Consider the following 18,074-nt stretch of genomic DNA (forward strand, 5'->3'; position numbering starts at 1 on the left):
AATTAAAAAAAATGTTATCTTTTTAAAGAAAATATTGTGCCATTAAGGTATTTTATTGGTCGATTCTATGTTTTAGCGCAGATAAAGTTCCTTCAGATTGTGCTTGTCATGGAATCTGGCAAGGTCGACGTAGCGTTTTATGCCCTTAACTCTTCCTGTTTCGCTATACTGCCAAATCGTGTACGTGCCCTTTCCTCTAATCACAGGCGGACAGTCGCTGTATCTGCCTATGTACAGGTGGTATCTGTTGAATTCGGGGGCGAGGATGTCGTTGTAATGCGACATCGTACTATATATAATAGGTTTCTTACCGTAATATTTTTCGAGCAGAGACACGAATTTTTTCAGAGCCTTGCGTGTGCGCTTTATGCTATAGCCGTCGCACGTCTCAAAGTCGACCATCGGCACAAGGTCTTGCTTTTTCTTCGGAGCATGTTTTATGAAGTTCTTGAACTGCCATTCAGGCGATGATGTCATGTGAAAGTAGTGGTAACTTCCAACTTTGAAACCAGCCTTGCGCGCGCCTTTCAGGTTGCGGTTGTATTCAGGGTCTACGAAGTCTGCGCCCTCTGTTGCCTTTATGTAAACGAATTTTATCCTGCGGTTTTTCTTTACTTTATTCCAGTCAATTTTGCCATTGTGGTGCGATACATCTATTCCGCTGTAATTGCTGCTCGGAATAGGAGCTGTTAGTTTGTTTTTCGTTCTTTTTTGTGCACTAAGCGACAGGAATGAAAGCAGACAAAGTATAACGGTGAAAATATATTTTGCAATTCTGAATCTCATGCTCGTATAAAAAATTCGTGCAAATATAGCAAAAAGCGCAGTTATCACCAAATAAATAACGAAAAAAGAGCCACTTACAATAAGCGACTCTTTTTCTCATTACTCAAGTAATTTGTTCTTTCTCGAAAATTATTCATTCAATCTTTATTCTCTGTTACCCTTTGAATCTTTTCTGTTCAATCTTTAACCTCTTCAATTAAAACTAAACTTTCCTTTTTAATTATCCTTACAATCTTTAACCTTTGTAACACCAGTAATATTATCCTTTTTTTGTATACAATCTTTACCTTTATCTCTTTTTGTTGGTGCAAAGATATGACATCTGTGCTTTTTATGCAAACAAAACAATGTTTTTTAGCATAATATTTAGTATTTATTGATTTAAATCAATTTAAATTTGTTTGCTGCGCAGATGCGTCCTGTTCATCTTTGCTTTTTTCATTTTCAACTTTGATGGTCAGTCGTTCGTCGCCTTCGCTGTAGTCTGCAAAGATGACAGACCACTCAGGCAGATTGTTGTTTACAAGCAAGTCTGCAACGTCGTCTTCGATGTAGTTTTCGATGGCGCGACGTAACGGACGCGCTCCGAACTGAACGTCGTAGCCCTTCTTTGCTATGAATTTCTTTGCCGCATCAGACACACGCAGGGCAAACTTCATATCGAAGATGCGCTTATGGAGTTTAGACAATTCAAGGTCTACAATCTTCAGAATTGCAGCCTCGTCGAGTTGCTGGAACTGGATAATCTTGTCTATTCGGTTGATGAATTCAGGCGAGAACTGTTTGTTTACCGCCTTTTTGATGACCTCGTCGGCCTGTTCCTTGTTCAGTTCGCCGTAGTTGAACGAGAATCCGAGTTGATGACTGAAGTCCTTCAGCTTGCGTGTTCCTACGTTCGACGTCATGATGATTACGGTATTCTTGAAGTTTACCGTACGGCCTTCGCTGTCGGTCAGACGGCCGTCGTCCATCACCTGAAGAAGAATGTTGAAGATGTCGGGATGCGCTTTCTCAATCTCGTCGAAAAGCACGATAGAGTAGGGATGACGACGAACTTTCTCGGTCAGCTGTCCGCCCTCTTCATAGCCAACATATCCCGGAGCCGCGCCAACCATTCGGCTAACGTTATATTTGTCCATGTATTCGCTCATGTCTATGCGGATTAGCGCATCTTCCGTGCCGAACATACATTTTGCAAGTTCTTTGGCAAGATAAGTCTTTCCGATACCAGTAGGACCAATGAAGAGGAACGAGCCGATAGGTCGGTTAGGGTCTTTCAGTCCCACGCGGCTGCGCTGGATTGCGTTGACCAGATTGTCGATGGCTGTATCTTGCGCTATGACATGCGATTTCAGCGTCTGGCGCATATCCTTAATGCGTACGCTCTCGTCCTTTGCAAGTCGCTGGATTGGAATTCCGCTCATAAGCGAAACGGTTTCGGCTATGGTGTCTGCGTCTACCGTCATGCGTTTTTTAGACAGATTTTCCTTCCATCTGTTTTTCTCTTGCTGAATCTCGTTTTCGAGCATTATGCCACGGTCGCGGAAACTTGCTGCAAGTTCGAAATTCTGTTCCTCTGCGGCATTATTCTTCATCTTCATAACCTGCACCAATTCCTCCTCCTTCTTCTTTATAGAACTTGGGATGTCGTCGATATGAATCTGAAGGCGTGAGCCTGCCTCGTCGAGGGCGTCGATTGCCTTGTCGGGCAGACATCGGTTTGTGATGTACCGCTCAGTCAGTTTTACGCACGCCTCTATGGCAGCATCGGTATATTTAACGTTATGATGCTTCTCGTAATATTCCTTTGTCTTGTTCAGAATCTCTATTGTCTCCTCGATGCTCGTTGGCTCTACCATCACCTTCTGGAAACGACGTTCCAGAGCGCCGTCTTTCTCGATGCTCAGCTTGTACTCCTTTGTGGTGGTTGCGCCGATGCAGCGAATCTCTCCGCGAGCAAGAGCCGGCTTCAGAATGTTTGCTCCATCCATGCTTCCGCCGCCTGCGCCCGAGCCTACAAGCGTATGAATCTCGTCGATGAAGAGGATGATGTCTGTATTCTGCTTCATCTCCTTCATTATGGCTTGCATACGCTCCTCAAACTGACCGCGATACTTTGTTCCAGCAACCACGAGCGAGAGGTCGAGCGTGTAGATTTTCTTGTCGAGCAACTGTGGAACGATGTGCTTTGATGCTATCTTCTGCGCCAGACCTTCAACGATAGCGCTTTTGCCAACGCCGGCCTCGCCTATGAGTATTGGATTGTTCTTCTTTCGGCGGCACAGAATCTGAATGACGCGTTCAATCTCCTTCTCGCGACCTATAACGTTGTCGAGTTTGCCTTCGGCTGCCTTTTGCGACAGATTAACGGCATACTTGTTTAGGGTAGGGGTTGCCTTTGCCTGCTTCACGCTTTTCTGCACAGGGGCAGAGCCGTTTCCAAACATCGGCTGCCCAGCGTTCTTCGAGAAGGTGTCGTCGTTGTCGTCGAAGAGTTCGTCCTCGTCGTCAATATCATCTTCTTCGTAGTCGTAAGACGAATCATCGGACAGGTGCATCTCATCTTCTGTACCCTCATTTTCGATGAAAGTAGACAGGGACTCGTATGTCAGATTATATTTGCTAAGCAAGAATGTGCCGATGAACATCGTGAATTTGAGCGATGCCAGAAGGACATGTATGAGGTCAGTAAACTCATCGCCAAGAACGTAAGCCTCGTCCTCGGCAGCAGAGATGTATCGCATAGACTCTGACGTGAGAACTCCTTCCTCGCCGCTGTTGCCAACCTCAAGCACGTTTGACGTGTGCAGATGGCTCTCCATGTTGCTAATCACATCTGGGATATTAACGCCGAACGACTCGAGTATACTGTTGATATACTGATTTTTCATCGTCAGAAGCGTGTAGAAAATGTGTTCCGGCTTTATTCCACCACCACCAAAAGTCTTTGCAGTTTCCTTGCTTTGTTCGAGCAGAGTTATACACTCTGGAGTATATTTTGCTTCCATTTTATTTCGCTTTGTAATTTTGTGAACTGCAAAGATAGCACTATTATTTTAGATGTGAAAATTTTGCCGTATTTGTTCAACTTATTTTTGATTGCGGACGTTGGATGATGTGTTTGTTTAGTTTAATTCAGATATTTTGTTTGGACTTTGTTTGCAGGCTTGTATTTATTTGTTTAATGCGCAAATTCGACACAAATATTTTTTTGTGTGTAAAACCGTAATACAATTAGTAATTCTGTACATGAGTTCCCCAATCGCGATCATGGTGATAATACTCACCATAGCCAAAGAAAAAATCCCTGACTTCATTTCGTTCTATTGCCTTCTTGTAATTGTTCATTTTCTTGTTTTTTAGATTATACTCGCTTGGAGAATTTGCAAACTCTGCCATTAAGAATCGTTCAAACCTTGTTCGGGATTCCTTCGGGTTTCGTTCGGGAGAAATGCCATGTAAAGGTACAACAAAAATCGAAATCGAAACAACTTTTCAAAAGATTGTTTTGGCAAAAGTCACTCTTCGGCTTTTTGGGGGCACAAACAGCCAAGCCCATAGCGCGAAAGTTAAAAAATGTTACACCTAATTAAATACAGACAAATATATTTGGCTAAATAAACCTTATGGGTTACATTTGCATCGATTTTGGCTGAAGAGCAAAACAAAAAAGAGTTTCTGAAGCCATAGATTAAGCAAAATTTAACATCAAATTAACATTTCTTTACATTTTTTAACACTTTGATTCGCGCAAAATAAATATCTTTGGACGCTAAAAACGAGCCGAAAAGCCGCTTAAAACGGATTTTACGGTTTTTAAGGCATTAAAAATACTAAAAACGAAATAATAAATGGCTGAAGTAGACAGAATTAGAAAAGTCAACATTGAGGAGGAGATGAAGTCCTCTTACATCGACTACTCTATGTCGGTAATCGTAGCGCGAGCATTGCCGGATGTAAGAGACGGATTCAAACCTGTTCATCGCCGTATCCTCTACGGAATGGGCGAGTTGGGCAACACACATGACAAACCATACAAGAAAAGTGCGCGTATCGTAGGTGAGGTACTCGGTAAGTACCATCCACACGGCGACTCTTCTGTTTATGGTGCGCTGGTGCGTATGGCTCAGAACTGGAACATGAGATACACTCTTGTTGACGGTCAGGGTAACTTTGGTTCGGTAGACGGCGACGGCGCAGCAGCAATGCGTTACACCGAGGCGCGTCTGTCTGAACTTGGCGAGGCAATGATGCAGGATCTTGAGAAAGAGACTGTAGACATGGCTCCAAACTTCGATGATACATTGAAAGAGCCGACAGTAATGCCGACACGCATTCCGAACCTTCTGGTAAACGGTGCTAACGGTATTGCCGTGGGTATGGCTACAAACATCCCTACACACAACCTCTGCGAGGTTATTGACGGATGCGTTGCGTTCATCGACAACCGCGACATCGACGTTGACGGTTTGATGCAGTACATCAAGGCTCCAGACTTCCCAACAGGAGGATATATATATGGTATGGGCGGCGTTCGCGATGCCTACGAGACTGGTAGAGGTCGCGTGGTAATGCGCGCCAAGGCTGAGATAGAGAGCGATGTTGCTCACGATAAAATCGTGGTAACAGAGATTCCTTACGGAGTAAACAAGGCTGAGCTCATCAAGAATATTGCCGAGATGGTTATAGACAAGCGCATCGACGGCATCAGCAACGTAAACGATGAGTCTGACCGCGAGGGTATGCGTATCGTAGTAGACGTTAAGCGCGACGCAAACGCAAATGTTGTCCTGAACAAGTTGTTCAAGATGACTGCTTTGCAGAGTAGTTTCAGCGTAAACTGCATCGCCCTTGTTCACGGCCGTCCACGCCTGCTTTCTTTGAAAGAGTGCATCAGCAACTTCGTTGAACATCGTCACGATGTGGTTATCCGCCGCACTCAGTACGATTTGCGCAAGGCTCAGGAAAGAGCGCACATCTTGGAAGGCTTGATTATCGCCTGCGACAATATCGACGAGGTTGTTCACATAATCCGTGCATCGCGCGATGCAGCGGCAGCCGTATCAGGCTTGATGAGCCGTTACGAACTCGATGAGATTCAGGCTAAGGCAATCGTCGAGATGCGTCTGCGCCAGCTCACAGGTTTGCAGATGGAGCAGTTACACGCTGAGTATGAAGAGTTGTTGAAGATGATTGCTTACTATCAGCAGATTCTTTCGGACAACGACTTGTGTATGAAGGTTATCAAGGACGAACTTCTTGAGGTTAAGGACAAGTATGGCGACAGCCGCCGTTCAGAAATCGTTCTTTCTGCCGATGAGTTCAACCCAGAAGACTTCTACGCAGATGACGATATGGTCATCACAATATCACACCTCGGCTACATCAAGCGTACTCCGCTTGCCGAGTTCAGATCGCAGGCTCGCGGCGGTGTAGGTGCCAAGGCAAGCACAACGCGCAACAGCGACTTCATAGAGTACATCTATCAGGCTACAACCCACAACACGATGATGTTCTTCACCAAGAAGGGACGCTGCTACTGGCTTAAGGTCTGGGAGATTCCGGAGGGCAACCGCACATCAATGGGACGCGCCATCCAGAATATGCTCAACATCGAGGCTGATGATGCCGTAAACGCATTCATCAACGTCAAGAACCTTAACGATACCGAATATGTAAAGAGCCACAACTTGGTATTCTGTACAAAGAACGGTATCATAAAGAAGACAAGCCTTGAGCAGTACTCTCGTCCGCGTGCAAATGGTGTGATAGCAATCAATATCCGCGAAGACGACCGCGTTGTTGATGTTGTTCTGACAAACGGCGACAACGAGTTGATGATTGCAAACCGCAACGGTAGAACAATCAGATTCAACGAGAATACATGCCGCTCGCTCGGTCGTGTCTCAACAGGTGTTAAGGGTATCGTTCTTGACGAGGACGGCGAGGACGAAGTTGTAGGAATGATTTGTCTTGACGATCCTCAGAATCAGACCGTTATGGTTGTGAGCGAGAAGGGATTCGGAAAGAGAAGCGAGATTGAGGATTACCGCATTACCAACCGTGGCGCAAAGGGCGTGAAGACTCTGAACATCACAGATAAGACAGGCAAGGTTGTGGCTATCAAGGCGGTTACTAACGACAACGACTTGATGATTATCAACAAGAGCGGCGTAACAATCCGTCTGAAGGTTGCCGACGTGCGCATCATGGGACGCGCAACTCAGGGTGTCAAACTCATCGACCTCTTGAAGCGTAACGACCACATCAGCAGCATCTGCAAGGTTTCTGCTGCCGACGAGGAGGAAGAACTCGAGGAAGGCATCGACCCAAATGAGATTGCCGACGACAACGCTCAGAACGAGACTTCTCAGGATACAACAACAGAGAACATCGAAGAATAAATTAAGAAACAGGCGAAAGGCGGTTGAGACATGCCGCCTGCCGCTTGACATAATAGAAAAAACGTTTAATTTAATAAATCTAAAAATGAAGAAAGTATTATTGTCAGCATCTCTAATGATGCTTGCTGGTGTATCTTTCGCACAGGTTGCAAATATCAAGCAGGCTAAGGCAGAAGCCGACGGCAAGAACTTTGCCAAGGCAGAATCTCTTATCCTCGATGCAACAAACAGCCCTGAAACTAAGAGTAATGCAGAAGCATGGCACATTGCTGGCTATGTTCAGTCAAAAATCAACGACGAGGAAAACCAGAAGATGTATCTTCGCAAGCCTTACGACACAACTAAGTTCTACAACAGCGTTGTAAAGATGTATGAGTTCTGGTCTAAGTGCGACGAACTTGAGGCTGTTCCAGATGCAAAGGGAAAGGTTAAGTTCAAGCACAGAAAGGACAACGCAGCCCGCATGAAGGCAGACCGTGGTAACCTTATCAACGGTGGTATCCACTATTTCAACGCTCACAAGTATCCAGAGGCACAGAAGTTCTTCGGCGCATACGTTGACGAGGTTAACTTAAAGATGTTCGAGAAGGACAATCTTGCAGCAACCGATACACTTCTTGCAACTATCGGCTACTACGCTACTATGGCAGCAATGAACAACAAGGACTACGATGCTGCTATCAAGTATGCCGCTTATGGTGCAAAGTCAAAGAATGCAGACGAGGCTAAGAACAGTATCCAGTTCAAGGCTGAGTCATACAAGCAGAAGGAAGACGAGGCTAAGTATACCGAGACTCTTATCGAGGGTATGAAGGCATTCCCTAAGGAGGCTCAGTTCTTCTTCGGTAGCATGGTCGACTACTACAACTCAAAGAACCAGCCGGAGAAGGCTATGAAGCTTGCCGACGACATGCTTGCTTCTAACCCTAACGACTACTACAACTTGTTCATCAAGGGTTACCTGTTGCAGTCAAACAAGAAGTACGAGGAGGCTATCTCTTACTACAAGAAGTCTATCGACGCTAAGGACGACTTCGGTACAGCCTACACTTGCATCGGTAACTGCTACGAGTTCTTGGCTCAGGAGTATGGCGACAAGACTCCAACAAACAAGTATGACAGAAAGGAGTTCAAGGAGTTCTTCATCAAGGCTCAGCCATTCTACGAGCAGGCTCGCGCTTTGAATCCAGAAGACAAGACTCTTATTCAGGCTCTCTATCGTGTTTACTACAACACAGACAACGAGGCTAAGACTAAGGAGTACGAGGCTCTTATCAACAACTAATATTTGTTTAACAACAGTATTATTCATAGGGCAGACGCGCATAACGTCTGCCTTTTTCTTTTGTTTTCTTGTTTTTATTCAAAACAATTCGTATCTTTGTGGCACTCTATATCATTAAAAACTTGTACTGCTAACTATAATGTGTACTATTAAATCGAATTATTTTTATCTGACAAACCACGACGATGAGAAGAGACTTGGTGCATGGATAAATACCGTCGGCTTTCAGGAGATTCCTGCCGGAAGCAACTATCCGGTTAGCGAACATCCCGCAAGTTATCTGTTCAGCGTGAAGAAGGGCAGAGTGCTCAACGAGTATCAGCTTGTGTACATAACCGACGGAGAGGGCATCTTTATTCCAAATCTCGACGACCCCGATTGCGAGGAGATACACATTAAGAAAGGTACAATCATCCTGCTTTATCCCGGACAGCGGCATACCTATTATCCGCTTCAGAAAACCGGATGGAAGGAATATTTCATCGGATTCGAGGGCGATTTCTTCTTCAATCTGATAAAAAGAACATATCCGGAGCAGAAGAACTGCTGCTTCAACATTGGTCTGAATTCTGAAATAATTCAGTTGTTTCTGAATGCCTTGTCGATGGCAGAGAACAAGTTCTCGCATTTTCAGGACTGTCTTGTGGGAATTACGTTCCACATCTTCGGATTGCTGTTCATCGCAGCCGACAATACCGACGACGTTAGTTTCTCGACAAAGCAGAAAATTGAGCAGAGCAAGATTTACATGAACGAGCACATCTCTGAAATGATAGACTGGGACGTGCTTTCGAGAGAACTTGGCGTAAGTTATTCGTGGTTCAGAAAGGAATTTAAACTGATTACCGGCGAATCGCCTGCCAAATATTTCGCCGCCTTGAAGATTAAAAAAGCCCAAAAACTGCTTGCAGAAGAAAGACTTACGGCAAAGGAGGTGGCTTATGAGTTGGGATTCCCGTCTCCCGAACTGTTTTTGAGTAACTTCAAGCGGTTTACCGGGCAGACGCCAACGGATTTTAAGAACAGTAAACATTAAAAAGTACATGAGGATAAACAGATTTGGATACACACTAACATTCTTATTAACTTTAGCGTCATCATCTGACATATATGCACAAAGGGCTGAGCGTAGTCTTCAGTATTTTCCAGAAGGCAGAGGATTTGCCTCTTATAACGGAAAAAACAGATACACTCGCGCTCTATATGGCGGACACTCCGATTTCAGACTCGAGACAAGCGACCGGCCTGTGTTTGCCACCTTCACAAAAAAAGAAAAAAGAAACATCCAGTTCTTTCTGCATCTGGCAGACGGCAAGAGGCTGAACTTCGACGAACTGGAACTTTGTACAGCATACTACTTTCCTGGACAGAGAAAATATTACATAAGAAACTCATCGCTCGGAATCGATATTGACATGACGGCTATGTGCTGTTACGACAACGACGAGGCTATCTGGCGGATTGTCTGCAACAAAATGCCCGAAGGCTCGTATATAAGCTGTGTCGTTTCGATGATTGAGGCGAAACATCTTTACCGAAATGGCGACATGGGCGTAGAAACCACGCCCAACTTTTTTGAGGCTTCGAAGGAGCACGAACCGCTAATGACAACCGAGATAAAGCCAGAAAAGGAAATATATATAAGATATAACGATGGTTCGGTTGCAAAGATGCCTCTTAACGATGGGAAAATGCTCTTTGCCGTTACTCAGTTACAAAGCAACCATCTTGCCAATCAAGTAGTTATAAATACTCCAGATAAATTTCTTAACACTCTTGGCGGCGTCCTTACATCTGCTGCCGACGGTATATGGGATGAAAAAGTGTGGTTGCACGGGGCTGTGGGATGGCGTGTTCAACTTCCGGGGTGGAGAGCGGGTTACTCGGGCGACTTTCTTGGCTGGCACGACCGCGCAAGAACGCATTTCAGCAACTATGCCGAAAGCATGGTTACAAATGTTGAGCAAAAATTCAGTCATCCGATGCAGGATGCTACCTTGAATTCCGCGCGTGCCGAGAAAAAGTGGGGTTCGCCTATGTATAGCAACGGCTACATCTGCCGCTATCCGAACAAGGCAGACAACATGAATCACTACGACATGAATCTGTGCTACATAGACGAACTTCTGTGGCATCTAAACTGGACTGGCGACCTCGATTTTGCGCGAGAGATGTGGCAAAAACTTAAGCTGCATCTGGCATGGGAAAAACGTAACTTCGACCCCGATAACAATCATCTTTATGACGCATACGCGTGCATCTGGGCAAGCGACGGTCTCTATTACGATAGTGGTGACGTAACTCACTCAACAGCATATAATTATCGAGCCAACAAGATGGCAGCCGAAATTGCCGAACTAATAGGTGAGGACGCGACTCCATACCGTACCGAGGCAGAGGAAATTCTGAAGGCGATAAACAGCAAACTATGGATGAACGACCGCGGCGTATGGGCAGAATACAACGACAACATGGGCTTGAAACGTCAGCATGACGCGCCTGCTGTCTGGACAGTTTATCACGCCATAGACAGCGACATCGCAACGCCGCATCAGGCTTATCGTGCAACCGAATATGTAACAAACAACATTCCGCATATTCCAATAAAATCGAACGGAATTACGAAGGATGATGAGATGATTAACGCCGGCGATTATGCCACAATCTCGTCGTCTAATTGGATGCCATACGATTGGAGCGTAAATAATGTGGCTTTTGCCGAGGTTATGCACACCGCGCTCGCATTCTTTCAGGCAGGCAACAAAGAGGCTGGCTTCAAACTGATGAAGAGCTGCATTCTCGACGGAATGTACATGGGCTGCAGTCCCGGAAACATCGGTCAGATAAGCCATTACGACGCCGCCCGAGGCGAGTGCTACCGCGATTTCGGCGACCCTGTAGGAGTAGCATCGCGCTTGGTTATTCAGGGACTTTTCGGCATAAAGCCAGATGCCTTGCATCGCAGACTAACCATAAATCCGGGCTTTCCGAAAGACTGGGCAAATGCCGACATCACCACGCCCGACATCTTCTACAATTTCAAACGCGAGGGAACATCGGACAAGTACGAGATAAAGCATAACTTTGCAAATGTCGATACCGTAACGCTAAGAATTCCTGCAAGATACACAAAGTTCGACATCAAAAATGGCTGTCAGATTCTTGATTACCGGTGCGACAACGAGAGTTTCGACATGCCTCACGTAATATTCAAACTGCTGGCAAAAGCAGGACAGAAGGTAAGCATCGAGTTGAAAGGCAATGGCAGCAAGATTAGCAAGAGCAAGGCAAAAGTCGTGAGAGTGAACACGGGCTTGGCTCTTCTTCAGCAGGAAAACAGAGCATGGTGGATTTCTACCGCGCTCGACGAGAGCGAGCGGGACAAATCGTCGCTTGTTGCCGGTCAGTTCAGCGACATCAACGTCGATGCGCTCGAGCCTATCGACATCAGCAAGTACTTCAACGCAAAGGTAACCGACATATTCAGAAACAGGTACGAATCGCCTCGCTCGCCTTATACCACGCTTACGATTCCAATCCACGGATATTCGGAATGGTGTCACCCAAAAGATACTGTAAACATCGACGACAGCGGTCTGCGCAAGGCGATAAAAGACAGTATATTTACTGCGCCAAACGGCATAAAATGGCTTTCTCCGAAGGAAGGAAACAATATTGTCTACACCTCGTTGTTCGATAATTATCCCGACGAAGCGCTGATTAGTGTCGGCGGAAGCGCATCGCACGCATATCTGATGATGGCAGGCTCTACAAATCCGATGCAATGTAACATTAACAATGCCGTTGTGGAGTTTCTTTATACCGATGGGACGATACAGAAATATCCACTCTACAGCCCTGTAAACTGGGCTCCGATAGAGCAGGCGTTCTACGAGGACGGACTGGCGTTCAACCGAAATGCTGAGTCACAATACCGCCTCTGTCTGAAGAGTGGAAAAGTTAGCAACAATCTGCAAAACGAATTTGGCGCAAAAGGTGCTCAGGTTATGATTGACGGCGGCGCGGGAATCATCCTCGATGTTCCGCTGGACAAATCGAAGCGACTGAAATACATCAGATTACGAACACTTAGCAATAACGTGGTTGCCGGTTTAATGGGCATCACGTTGCAACGATAAACAAAAAAGTCGGGTTCCTTTATTTTTTGGAATCCGACTTTTTTATTTCTGAATAAGACTTAAATCTTCAAGTTAAAACCAAGGTAGAATGTTCTTGGAAGGGCAGGACCGTAGATGTATCCAGCATCCTTATCCATGCCTCTGTCCAAGTCAGTCTGATACTGGTTGAACATGTTTTTGACTCCTGTACTGAACTCAAGAGTGTAGTGCTTGTAAAGATGAACTTCGTATGAAATCTTTGCGCCCATCTCGAAGAAACTTTCAGACTGGATTTCTTCGTCCTCAGCAATATATCCAGCCATATGCTGCACAAGCATGTCGCCAGTAACCTTTCCGTCAACCGTGAACGAGAGCGGATGAATAGGGCTGTATCTGACAAGGAAATAACCGTATTTGTCTGGAGTGCGGAACATTCTGCGCTGCGGCTTTATGTTCGGGTTGTTACTCCAAGTGAAATCGGCAAGATAGCGGCTTCTCTGCAAAGTTACACCTCCCTGAAGCATGAAAGTCTTGCGATAGCCAACTTTTCCCTCGATGTTTATGCCACCAACATATGCTCCTGCTGAATTTACGCGAGTGAGCAGCAGATTTCCCTTCTCGTCGTGACCGTTTTCAGTCAAGGCAAAGACATCGTTCAGACGGGTGTAGAAACCCTCAATAGTAAGGTTTGTGTCCCACTTCCCGAAGTGATGATAAAGGTCTGCGCTACCGCTGATACTATGCGAATATTCAGGCTTCAGATTTGGGTCGATGCTGATGAGAGAAACCTCTCCGCCCACGGCTCCGACGTGCAAATCCTCGTCGTATGCCTGTGGTGCTCTGTATCCGCTTGCGTACGAAACGCGGAAAATCATATCTTCGACAGGAGTATATCTGACGTTGGCTCTTGGCGATAGCACCACGTTATGAAGCATGTTGTGCTTCTCTATTCGCGCACCCACAAGGATGCTTATCTGCTGGTTTTTCCATTCATTCTGGAGATATCCACCTGCAATCTTTACATCCTGCCTCATATCGCGTCCGTAGCCAAGAATACGGTCGTGCAGGTGATTGAAAGTGTATTCGAGTCCTGCGCTGATATCGCCCTTTAGTTCTTTTACAAAAGGATACGAATATCGGTATTGAGTTCCGCCAACTGCCGTGAAGTCTTGCGTGCTTCCGTAGGCGTCAAGATTTTTGTTTGTTCCGAAGTAACTTTCGCGACCTATATGCTGAAGGCTACTATAGAGAGACAGGTAATGGCGGTCGTCTGGCGAATAATAGTCCCATCGCAGCGAGCCAGCATCGATATTGTGTCGCAACTGCTCGGCAAGGTCTGCCTCATGAGCGGGAAGGTCGATGTTGCATCCGCCTCTTCGATATTCGCCGACATGATGATATTCGGCTGTGATTTTTGCATAATCAGATGTCTTGAAGAAACTTCTGAGTCCTGCCGTAGTGCTGTTAAGCAACGGAATATTCGAGAATCCGTCGCCGTTATGGTCGTACTGCTTGCGATTGCGCTGAACACCGAACACAAACAGCCCCATATTGCTGTTGTCGGTAATTACCGATGCATTGAAAGCGGTATTGATGTCGTAACTGTCTTTGCCCACAAGCGACGAGTTGTGTTGCACGTTTACGAAGTTGCGCGTAGGCTCTTTCGTAATGATGTTTACAACGCCGCCGATGGCATTTGCGCCGTAAAGAGCCGAACCGCCTCCGCGGATAATCTCAACGCGGTCAACCATTCCTGCCGGAATCTGCTCAAGTCCGTAGACCGATGCAAGCGACGAGAAGATCGGACGCGAATCCATCAGAATCTGCGAATACTGCCCCTCAAGACCGTTGATGCGGAGTTGTGGCAATCCGCAGTTCGAGCAAGTCTGTTCAACTCTCAAGCCAGTCTGATAGTTCAGAACGTCAGCCATGCTATGCGCATTGGTCATCTCGAAGAGAACAGGCGATACCACGTTTACGATGCTTGCAGCCTCCTTGCTTTTAGTCTGATATTTGTTTGCCGTAACAACAACGTTGTCTACCAAGAAAGATTCCTCGCGCATTTTTATATTCAGTTCAAGCATCTGGTCTTTCTTCAGGTTCACGGTACGCTCTTCGGTAATGTAGCCCATGTACGAAAATACAACGGTCTGCTGTCCTACGGGAATATCTTTCAGAAAATAGTGTCCTGTTTCGTCTGATATTGTGCCGATTGATGTCCCCTTCAATTTAACGGTGACGTAACGCATACATTCTCCCTGCTCGTCTGACACATGACCTAAAATGTGTGCATCCTGACCAAACACAGTCATCGCCATGAGGGAGGTAATAATCAAAAAAATAAATCTCATATAATAAGTGTATTGTGTTTTGTCTTTTTAAGAGCGCGCAAAGTTACTAAAAAAAACTCAATTATAATTAGGTGGCATATCTCTATGTGCTTTATTTTCCGGTCAAAATAAAAGGTTACGGCTAAAAAAAGAAGCGTAACCCTTTAAAAAATGTCTTATTCCACAACCGTGAAGCCGTATTTTTTCAGAAGTTCCCGGTACTCGTCAGTCTTTTTGTATTTGTCGAGCCATTCGTTAAGTTCTCTCAGCAAGCCCGTGCTCGACTTATGTACTGCCCACGAATAGAACTGATTAAAACTCAGCTTTTTGCTAAAATCAAGTTGAGGATAGTCGGCTGAATATTGCCGGGCGATATTCGCATCGCAAACGGTGTAGTCGATATCATCGTGGGCCACAAGGGCAAGAAGTTGTTCCGTTCCGTATTTGTTTATTCTGCCGATATTTACGTTTGCCCCGATTTCATCTTGCAGATTTTCGAGTCGCATTATGTAGGGCGAACTTTTCGGAATGTAGAGCGTTCTGTTTTCTAGTTCCATCGCGCTTTTAATGTATTTTGTCGAATCGTCAGGATTGAAAGCTCTCTGAACCAGCACAAGACTGTTTATGCACACCGAATTTGTAAGCACGAAAATCGAATCTTTCTCGGATGTCTCGACCATCGGGATAGGCGATGCGATGAGGTCGCATGCACCTTCTTTCAGTTGCTTGTACATCTGCTCGTACGAACTCGAGGCATTGATGCTCAGCGCAAGACCGTGACTTTCGGCAAATTCCTTTATCAACTCGTAGTGAAAACCCGATTCGCCGTTCTCGCCAGAAAAGAAAACTCCGTCGGCATACTCGCACGTTACTTTCAGCGTGCCGGCTCTCTGAATGCGTGCATAATCACGGTTCAGCGCAATTCTCTGCACAAAAAGGAATACTCCTGCAAAGGCAAGGACAACGGCACAGAGCAGCGCAATCTTTATCGCCTTCTTGTGCTTTCGGATTTTTTCGATATCAATCATAGAAGTTCCAAGAAAGACCGAACCTCAGCATGCTTGGGTTCATGGCGTAGTGAGGAACGGTGAAGTTCATCGAGTTGCCTGAACCTTCGAAGAGGTTGGTGTATGTTACATAGAAGCGCAGACGCTTCAGGAAGAAGTTCATGTAGGCGTTTGCAAACGGAAATCCGCCGATTTCAACCCTGTCTGCCTCGTTCTGGCTCTGGTTCATATACTGGCCGACGATTGGCGAATATTCAGGAGCATAATACTTCGTGAAATACTTCAAGTCGACGCCCATCTGCAACTTCAGAACCTTGTGCGACAAGGCTACATCAACATAAAAATTATGGTAGAAATTCCACGATGGCAGCGGAATAATATTGTAGTCTTTTGTGTACTGATACGTTACTTCGTTGTCGAGATGGAACACTCCGAGCTTGAAATTCTGTTCGAGTTTTGCACTCACAATCTGAATGTTTTTGTCGTACTGTCCAACGGCAACGCTGTTGTTGTAGGCGGTAATCAGACCATTGTTGTCGCGCTGCGTATTGCTGTCGTTGTAGAAATAAGCATAGTTTTTGATGTTCTCAACAGCGGCTGTCAGACGGGTGCGAGTGCGTTCAGACGACAAAGTTCCCTGCAAACGCATTCTCGTCATATTATCAAGCGAGAACTTGGCATCTCTGCTTGTTCCCCAAGATTTCAGGCGCGAGCTGAACGTCGTCATGTAATACGACGGCGCAAAGTTATCGATAAGTCCGCTGACATGAAGTCCGAGCGTATCGTTCAGAACCTTCACGTTCAAATCGGCATTTCCATTGAGGTTATACTCGCCGAAGTTATCGCCTGTAATGGCATATTCGCCTGTAACATTGTAGTTTACGTGCTCACCATGTGCACGTACCAACTGTCCGCCGATTCTAACGTCGTTCTGGGTATCGTATTTCATTGTTGGGTCGATGTACGACTCGTACACATGATTTGCCGTATAGTCAGAGAACAGATATTCAACGCTTTTCGTCTGTCGCCAAGTCTGATAGCCGAACCTGCGGAACTCGTGTGAGATGAAAGCCTTTATTCCTGCCACGGCATATTTATTGAATCCTTCGAGAAGACTGATGGCAAACGTATTCTTAACGAGCAGAGTCTTTGCCTTATCGTTGATGTCATCGCCTAAAAGTTTGCTCGGATTATAAATGCTGTCTATGAAGTTTGCAGGAATATTGCCGCCAATCAAAACGTGGTCGTTATTCTGAATGTCAAGCGTGTGAATAAAACTCGTAACAGGCACGAACTCAAGTTTTTTGTTTACCGAATCGCCAACCTCGCGATGAAATCCAAGGTTGTATCGATGAGTCAGGAAAATCAGATTGTTATCATTTCTCTGCCACAAGTTTCGTTCCAAATATGTAGGAATATCAGTACTATTGTACGACCTTGAAAAACGCGAAGGGTCGATGATGTAATAATCGTCGGTAAGTCCGCCATTTTCAGCCATCTTCATGTGATTATGACTGTAAAGAAACTGCATCTGATATTTGTCGCCAAGATGATAGAGATGCAAAGAACCATTCATATATGATGATGACTGACTTACATAGAATCCTCGCGAGTACAGATAATCGAACTTGAATCCGCCGCCCCAATACTTGTTTGCGCTTGTGGCAAACTTTATCGTGAGCCAGTCGTCGCCGTCGTTCTTATCGCCTGCGCTATGATAGGTTATATTGGTATATGGCGATTTCGTATCAGAAAACAAATAGTTTGTCGGCTTTGTCATGAAGAAGTCGAGCGGGTCGGTGAAGAACATGTTAGTGTTATGCTCTCGTTCCATGTAGATGCGCGAAATGCGCGGAGAACCGAGCGTTCCGATATGGTTGTAGTGTCCCGTCATCCCCTCGGGGAAGACCGTATTGTAGAAGTTTATTCGGGCTGTGTCGGCATCGACAGCTGTTCTGTCGCCAAAACGTCGGTCGATAGTCCACTGCCTCACATCAACAGGAACAACTTTGTCATCGTCGTGACGAAGGCTGTCTCCGTTGTCAACACGTTCACCATACTGATCTGTGACGACTGTTCCGTCACTATTCAACAAACTTTGTGCCGCTGCAGAGACTGGCGCAAGGGCACAAAAAAAACATATA

The 18,074-nt window shown here is 45.6% G+C and carries 9 protein-coding genes; 4 read left to right on the forward strand and 5 right to left on the reverse strand.

Features of this window, described 5'->3' with window-relative positions:
- Positions 1-72: 72 nt before the first annotated feature.
- On the reverse strand, positions 73-786 hold the full coding sequence (locus T538_RS0105755) for a glycoside hydrolase family 25 protein (protein ID WP_031532626.1): 714 nt from the start codon (positions 784-786) through the stop codon (positions 73-75).
- 386 nt (positions 787-1,172) lie between these two features.
- On the reverse strand, positions 1,173-3,794 hold the full coding sequence (locus T538_RS0105765; protein WP_081834877.1) for an ATP-dependent Clp protease ATP-binding subunit: 2,622 nt from the start codon (positions 3,792-3,794) through the stop codon (positions 1,173-1,175).
- 843 nt (positions 3,795-4,637) lie between these two features.
- Here T538_RS0105765 and gyrA point away from each other — a divergent pair.
- The 4 genes from gyrA (at position 4,638) to T538_RS0105795 (ending at position 12,614) form a co-directional block, all read left to right on the forward strand.
- The gene (gene gyrA / locus T538_RS0105780; protein WP_031532628.1) at positions 4,638-7,190 is read left to right on the forward strand and encodes a DNA gyrase subunit A; all 2,553 of its coding nucleotides are present in this window, start codon (positions 4,638-4,640) and stop codon (positions 7,188-7,190) included.
- Positions 7,191-7,275: 85 nt separating this feature from the next.
- Positions 7,276-8,475, forward strand: coding sequence for a tetratricopeptide repeat protein (locus tag T538_RS0105785; protein ID WP_031532629.1), 1,200 nt, complete (start codon positions 7,276-7,278; stop codon positions 8,473-8,475).
- 139 nt (positions 8,476-8,614) lie between these two features.
- A complete protein-coding gene (locus T538_RS0105790) occupies positions 8,615-9,511 on the forward strand; it encodes an AraC family transcriptional regulator (protein ID WP_031532630.1) in 897 nt (298 codons plus the stop codon).
- 7 nt (positions 9,512-9,518) lie between these two features.
- Positions 9,519-12,614, forward strand: a complete 3,096-nt coding sequence (locus T538_RS0105795) for a glucosidase family protein (protein WP_155993017.1) — start codon at positions 9,519-9,521, stop codon at positions 12,612-12,614.
- A 59-nt stretch (positions 12,615-12,673) separates the two neighbouring features.
- Here the strand turns inward: T538_RS0105795 and T538_RS0105800 are convergent, their stop codons facing one another.
- From T538_RS0105800 to T538_RS0105810, 3 genes are all read right to left on the reverse strand, one after another.
- The gene (locus T538_RS0105800) at positions 12,674-14,944 is read right to left on the reverse strand and encodes a TonB-dependent receptor (protein WP_081834880.1); all 2,271 of its coding nucleotides are present in this window, start codon (positions 14,942-14,944) and stop codon (positions 12,674-12,676) included.
- A 155-nt stretch (positions 14,945-15,099) separates the two neighbouring features.
- A complete protein-coding gene (locus T538_RS0105805) occupies positions 15,100-15,951 on the reverse strand; it encodes a transporter substrate-binding domain-containing protein (RefSeq protein ID WP_031532633.1) in 852 nt (283 codons plus the stop codon).
- Positions 15,944-18,025: a putative porin gene (locus T538_RS0105810; protein WP_051655905.1), complete on the reverse strand. Its 2,082-nt coding sequence runs from the start codon at positions 18,023-18,025 to the stop codon at positions 15,944-15,946. Before T538_RS0105810 ends, T538_RS0105805 begins: the two co-directional genes overlap by 8 nt.
- Positions 18,026-18,074: the final 49 nt, after the last annotated feature.

It is taken from the genome of Bacteroides sp. Ga6A2, from assembly GCF_000702225.1.
Classification (GTDB): domain Bacteria; phylum Bacteroidota; class Bacteroidia; order Bacteroidales; family Bacteroidaceae; genus Ga6A1.

Coding starts and splice junctions, on each gene's coding strand:
- T538_RS0105800 (WP_081834880.1), bottom strand. CDS start 14,944: ATGAGATTTATTTTTTTGATTATTACCTCCCTCATGGCGATGACTGTG.
- gyrA (WP_031532628.1), top strand. CDS start 4,638: ATGGCTGAAGTAGACAGAATTAGAAAAGTCAACATTGAGGAGGAGATG.
- T538_RS0105765 (WP_081834877.1), bottom strand. CDS start 3,794: ATGGAAGCAAAATATACTCCAGAGTGTATAACTCTGCTCGAACAAAGC.
- T538_RS0105795 (WP_155993017.1), top strand. CDS start 9,519: ATGAGGATAAACAGATTTGGATACACACTAACATTCTTATTAACTTTA.
- T538_RS0105805 (WP_031532633.1), bottom strand. CDS start 15,951: ATGATTGATATCGAAAAAATCCGAAAGCACAAGAAGGCGATAAAGATT.
- T538_RS0105755 (WP_031532626.1), bottom strand. CDS start 786: ATGAGATTCAGAATTGCAAAATATATTTTCACCGTTATACTTTGTCTG.
- T538_RS0105790 (WP_031532630.1), top strand. CDS start 8,615: ATGTGTACTATTAAATCGAATTATTTTTATCTGACAAACCACGACGAT.
- T538_RS0105785 (WP_031532629.1), top strand. CDS start 7,276: ATGAAGAAAGTATTATTGTCAGCATCTCTAATGATGCTTGCTGGTGTA.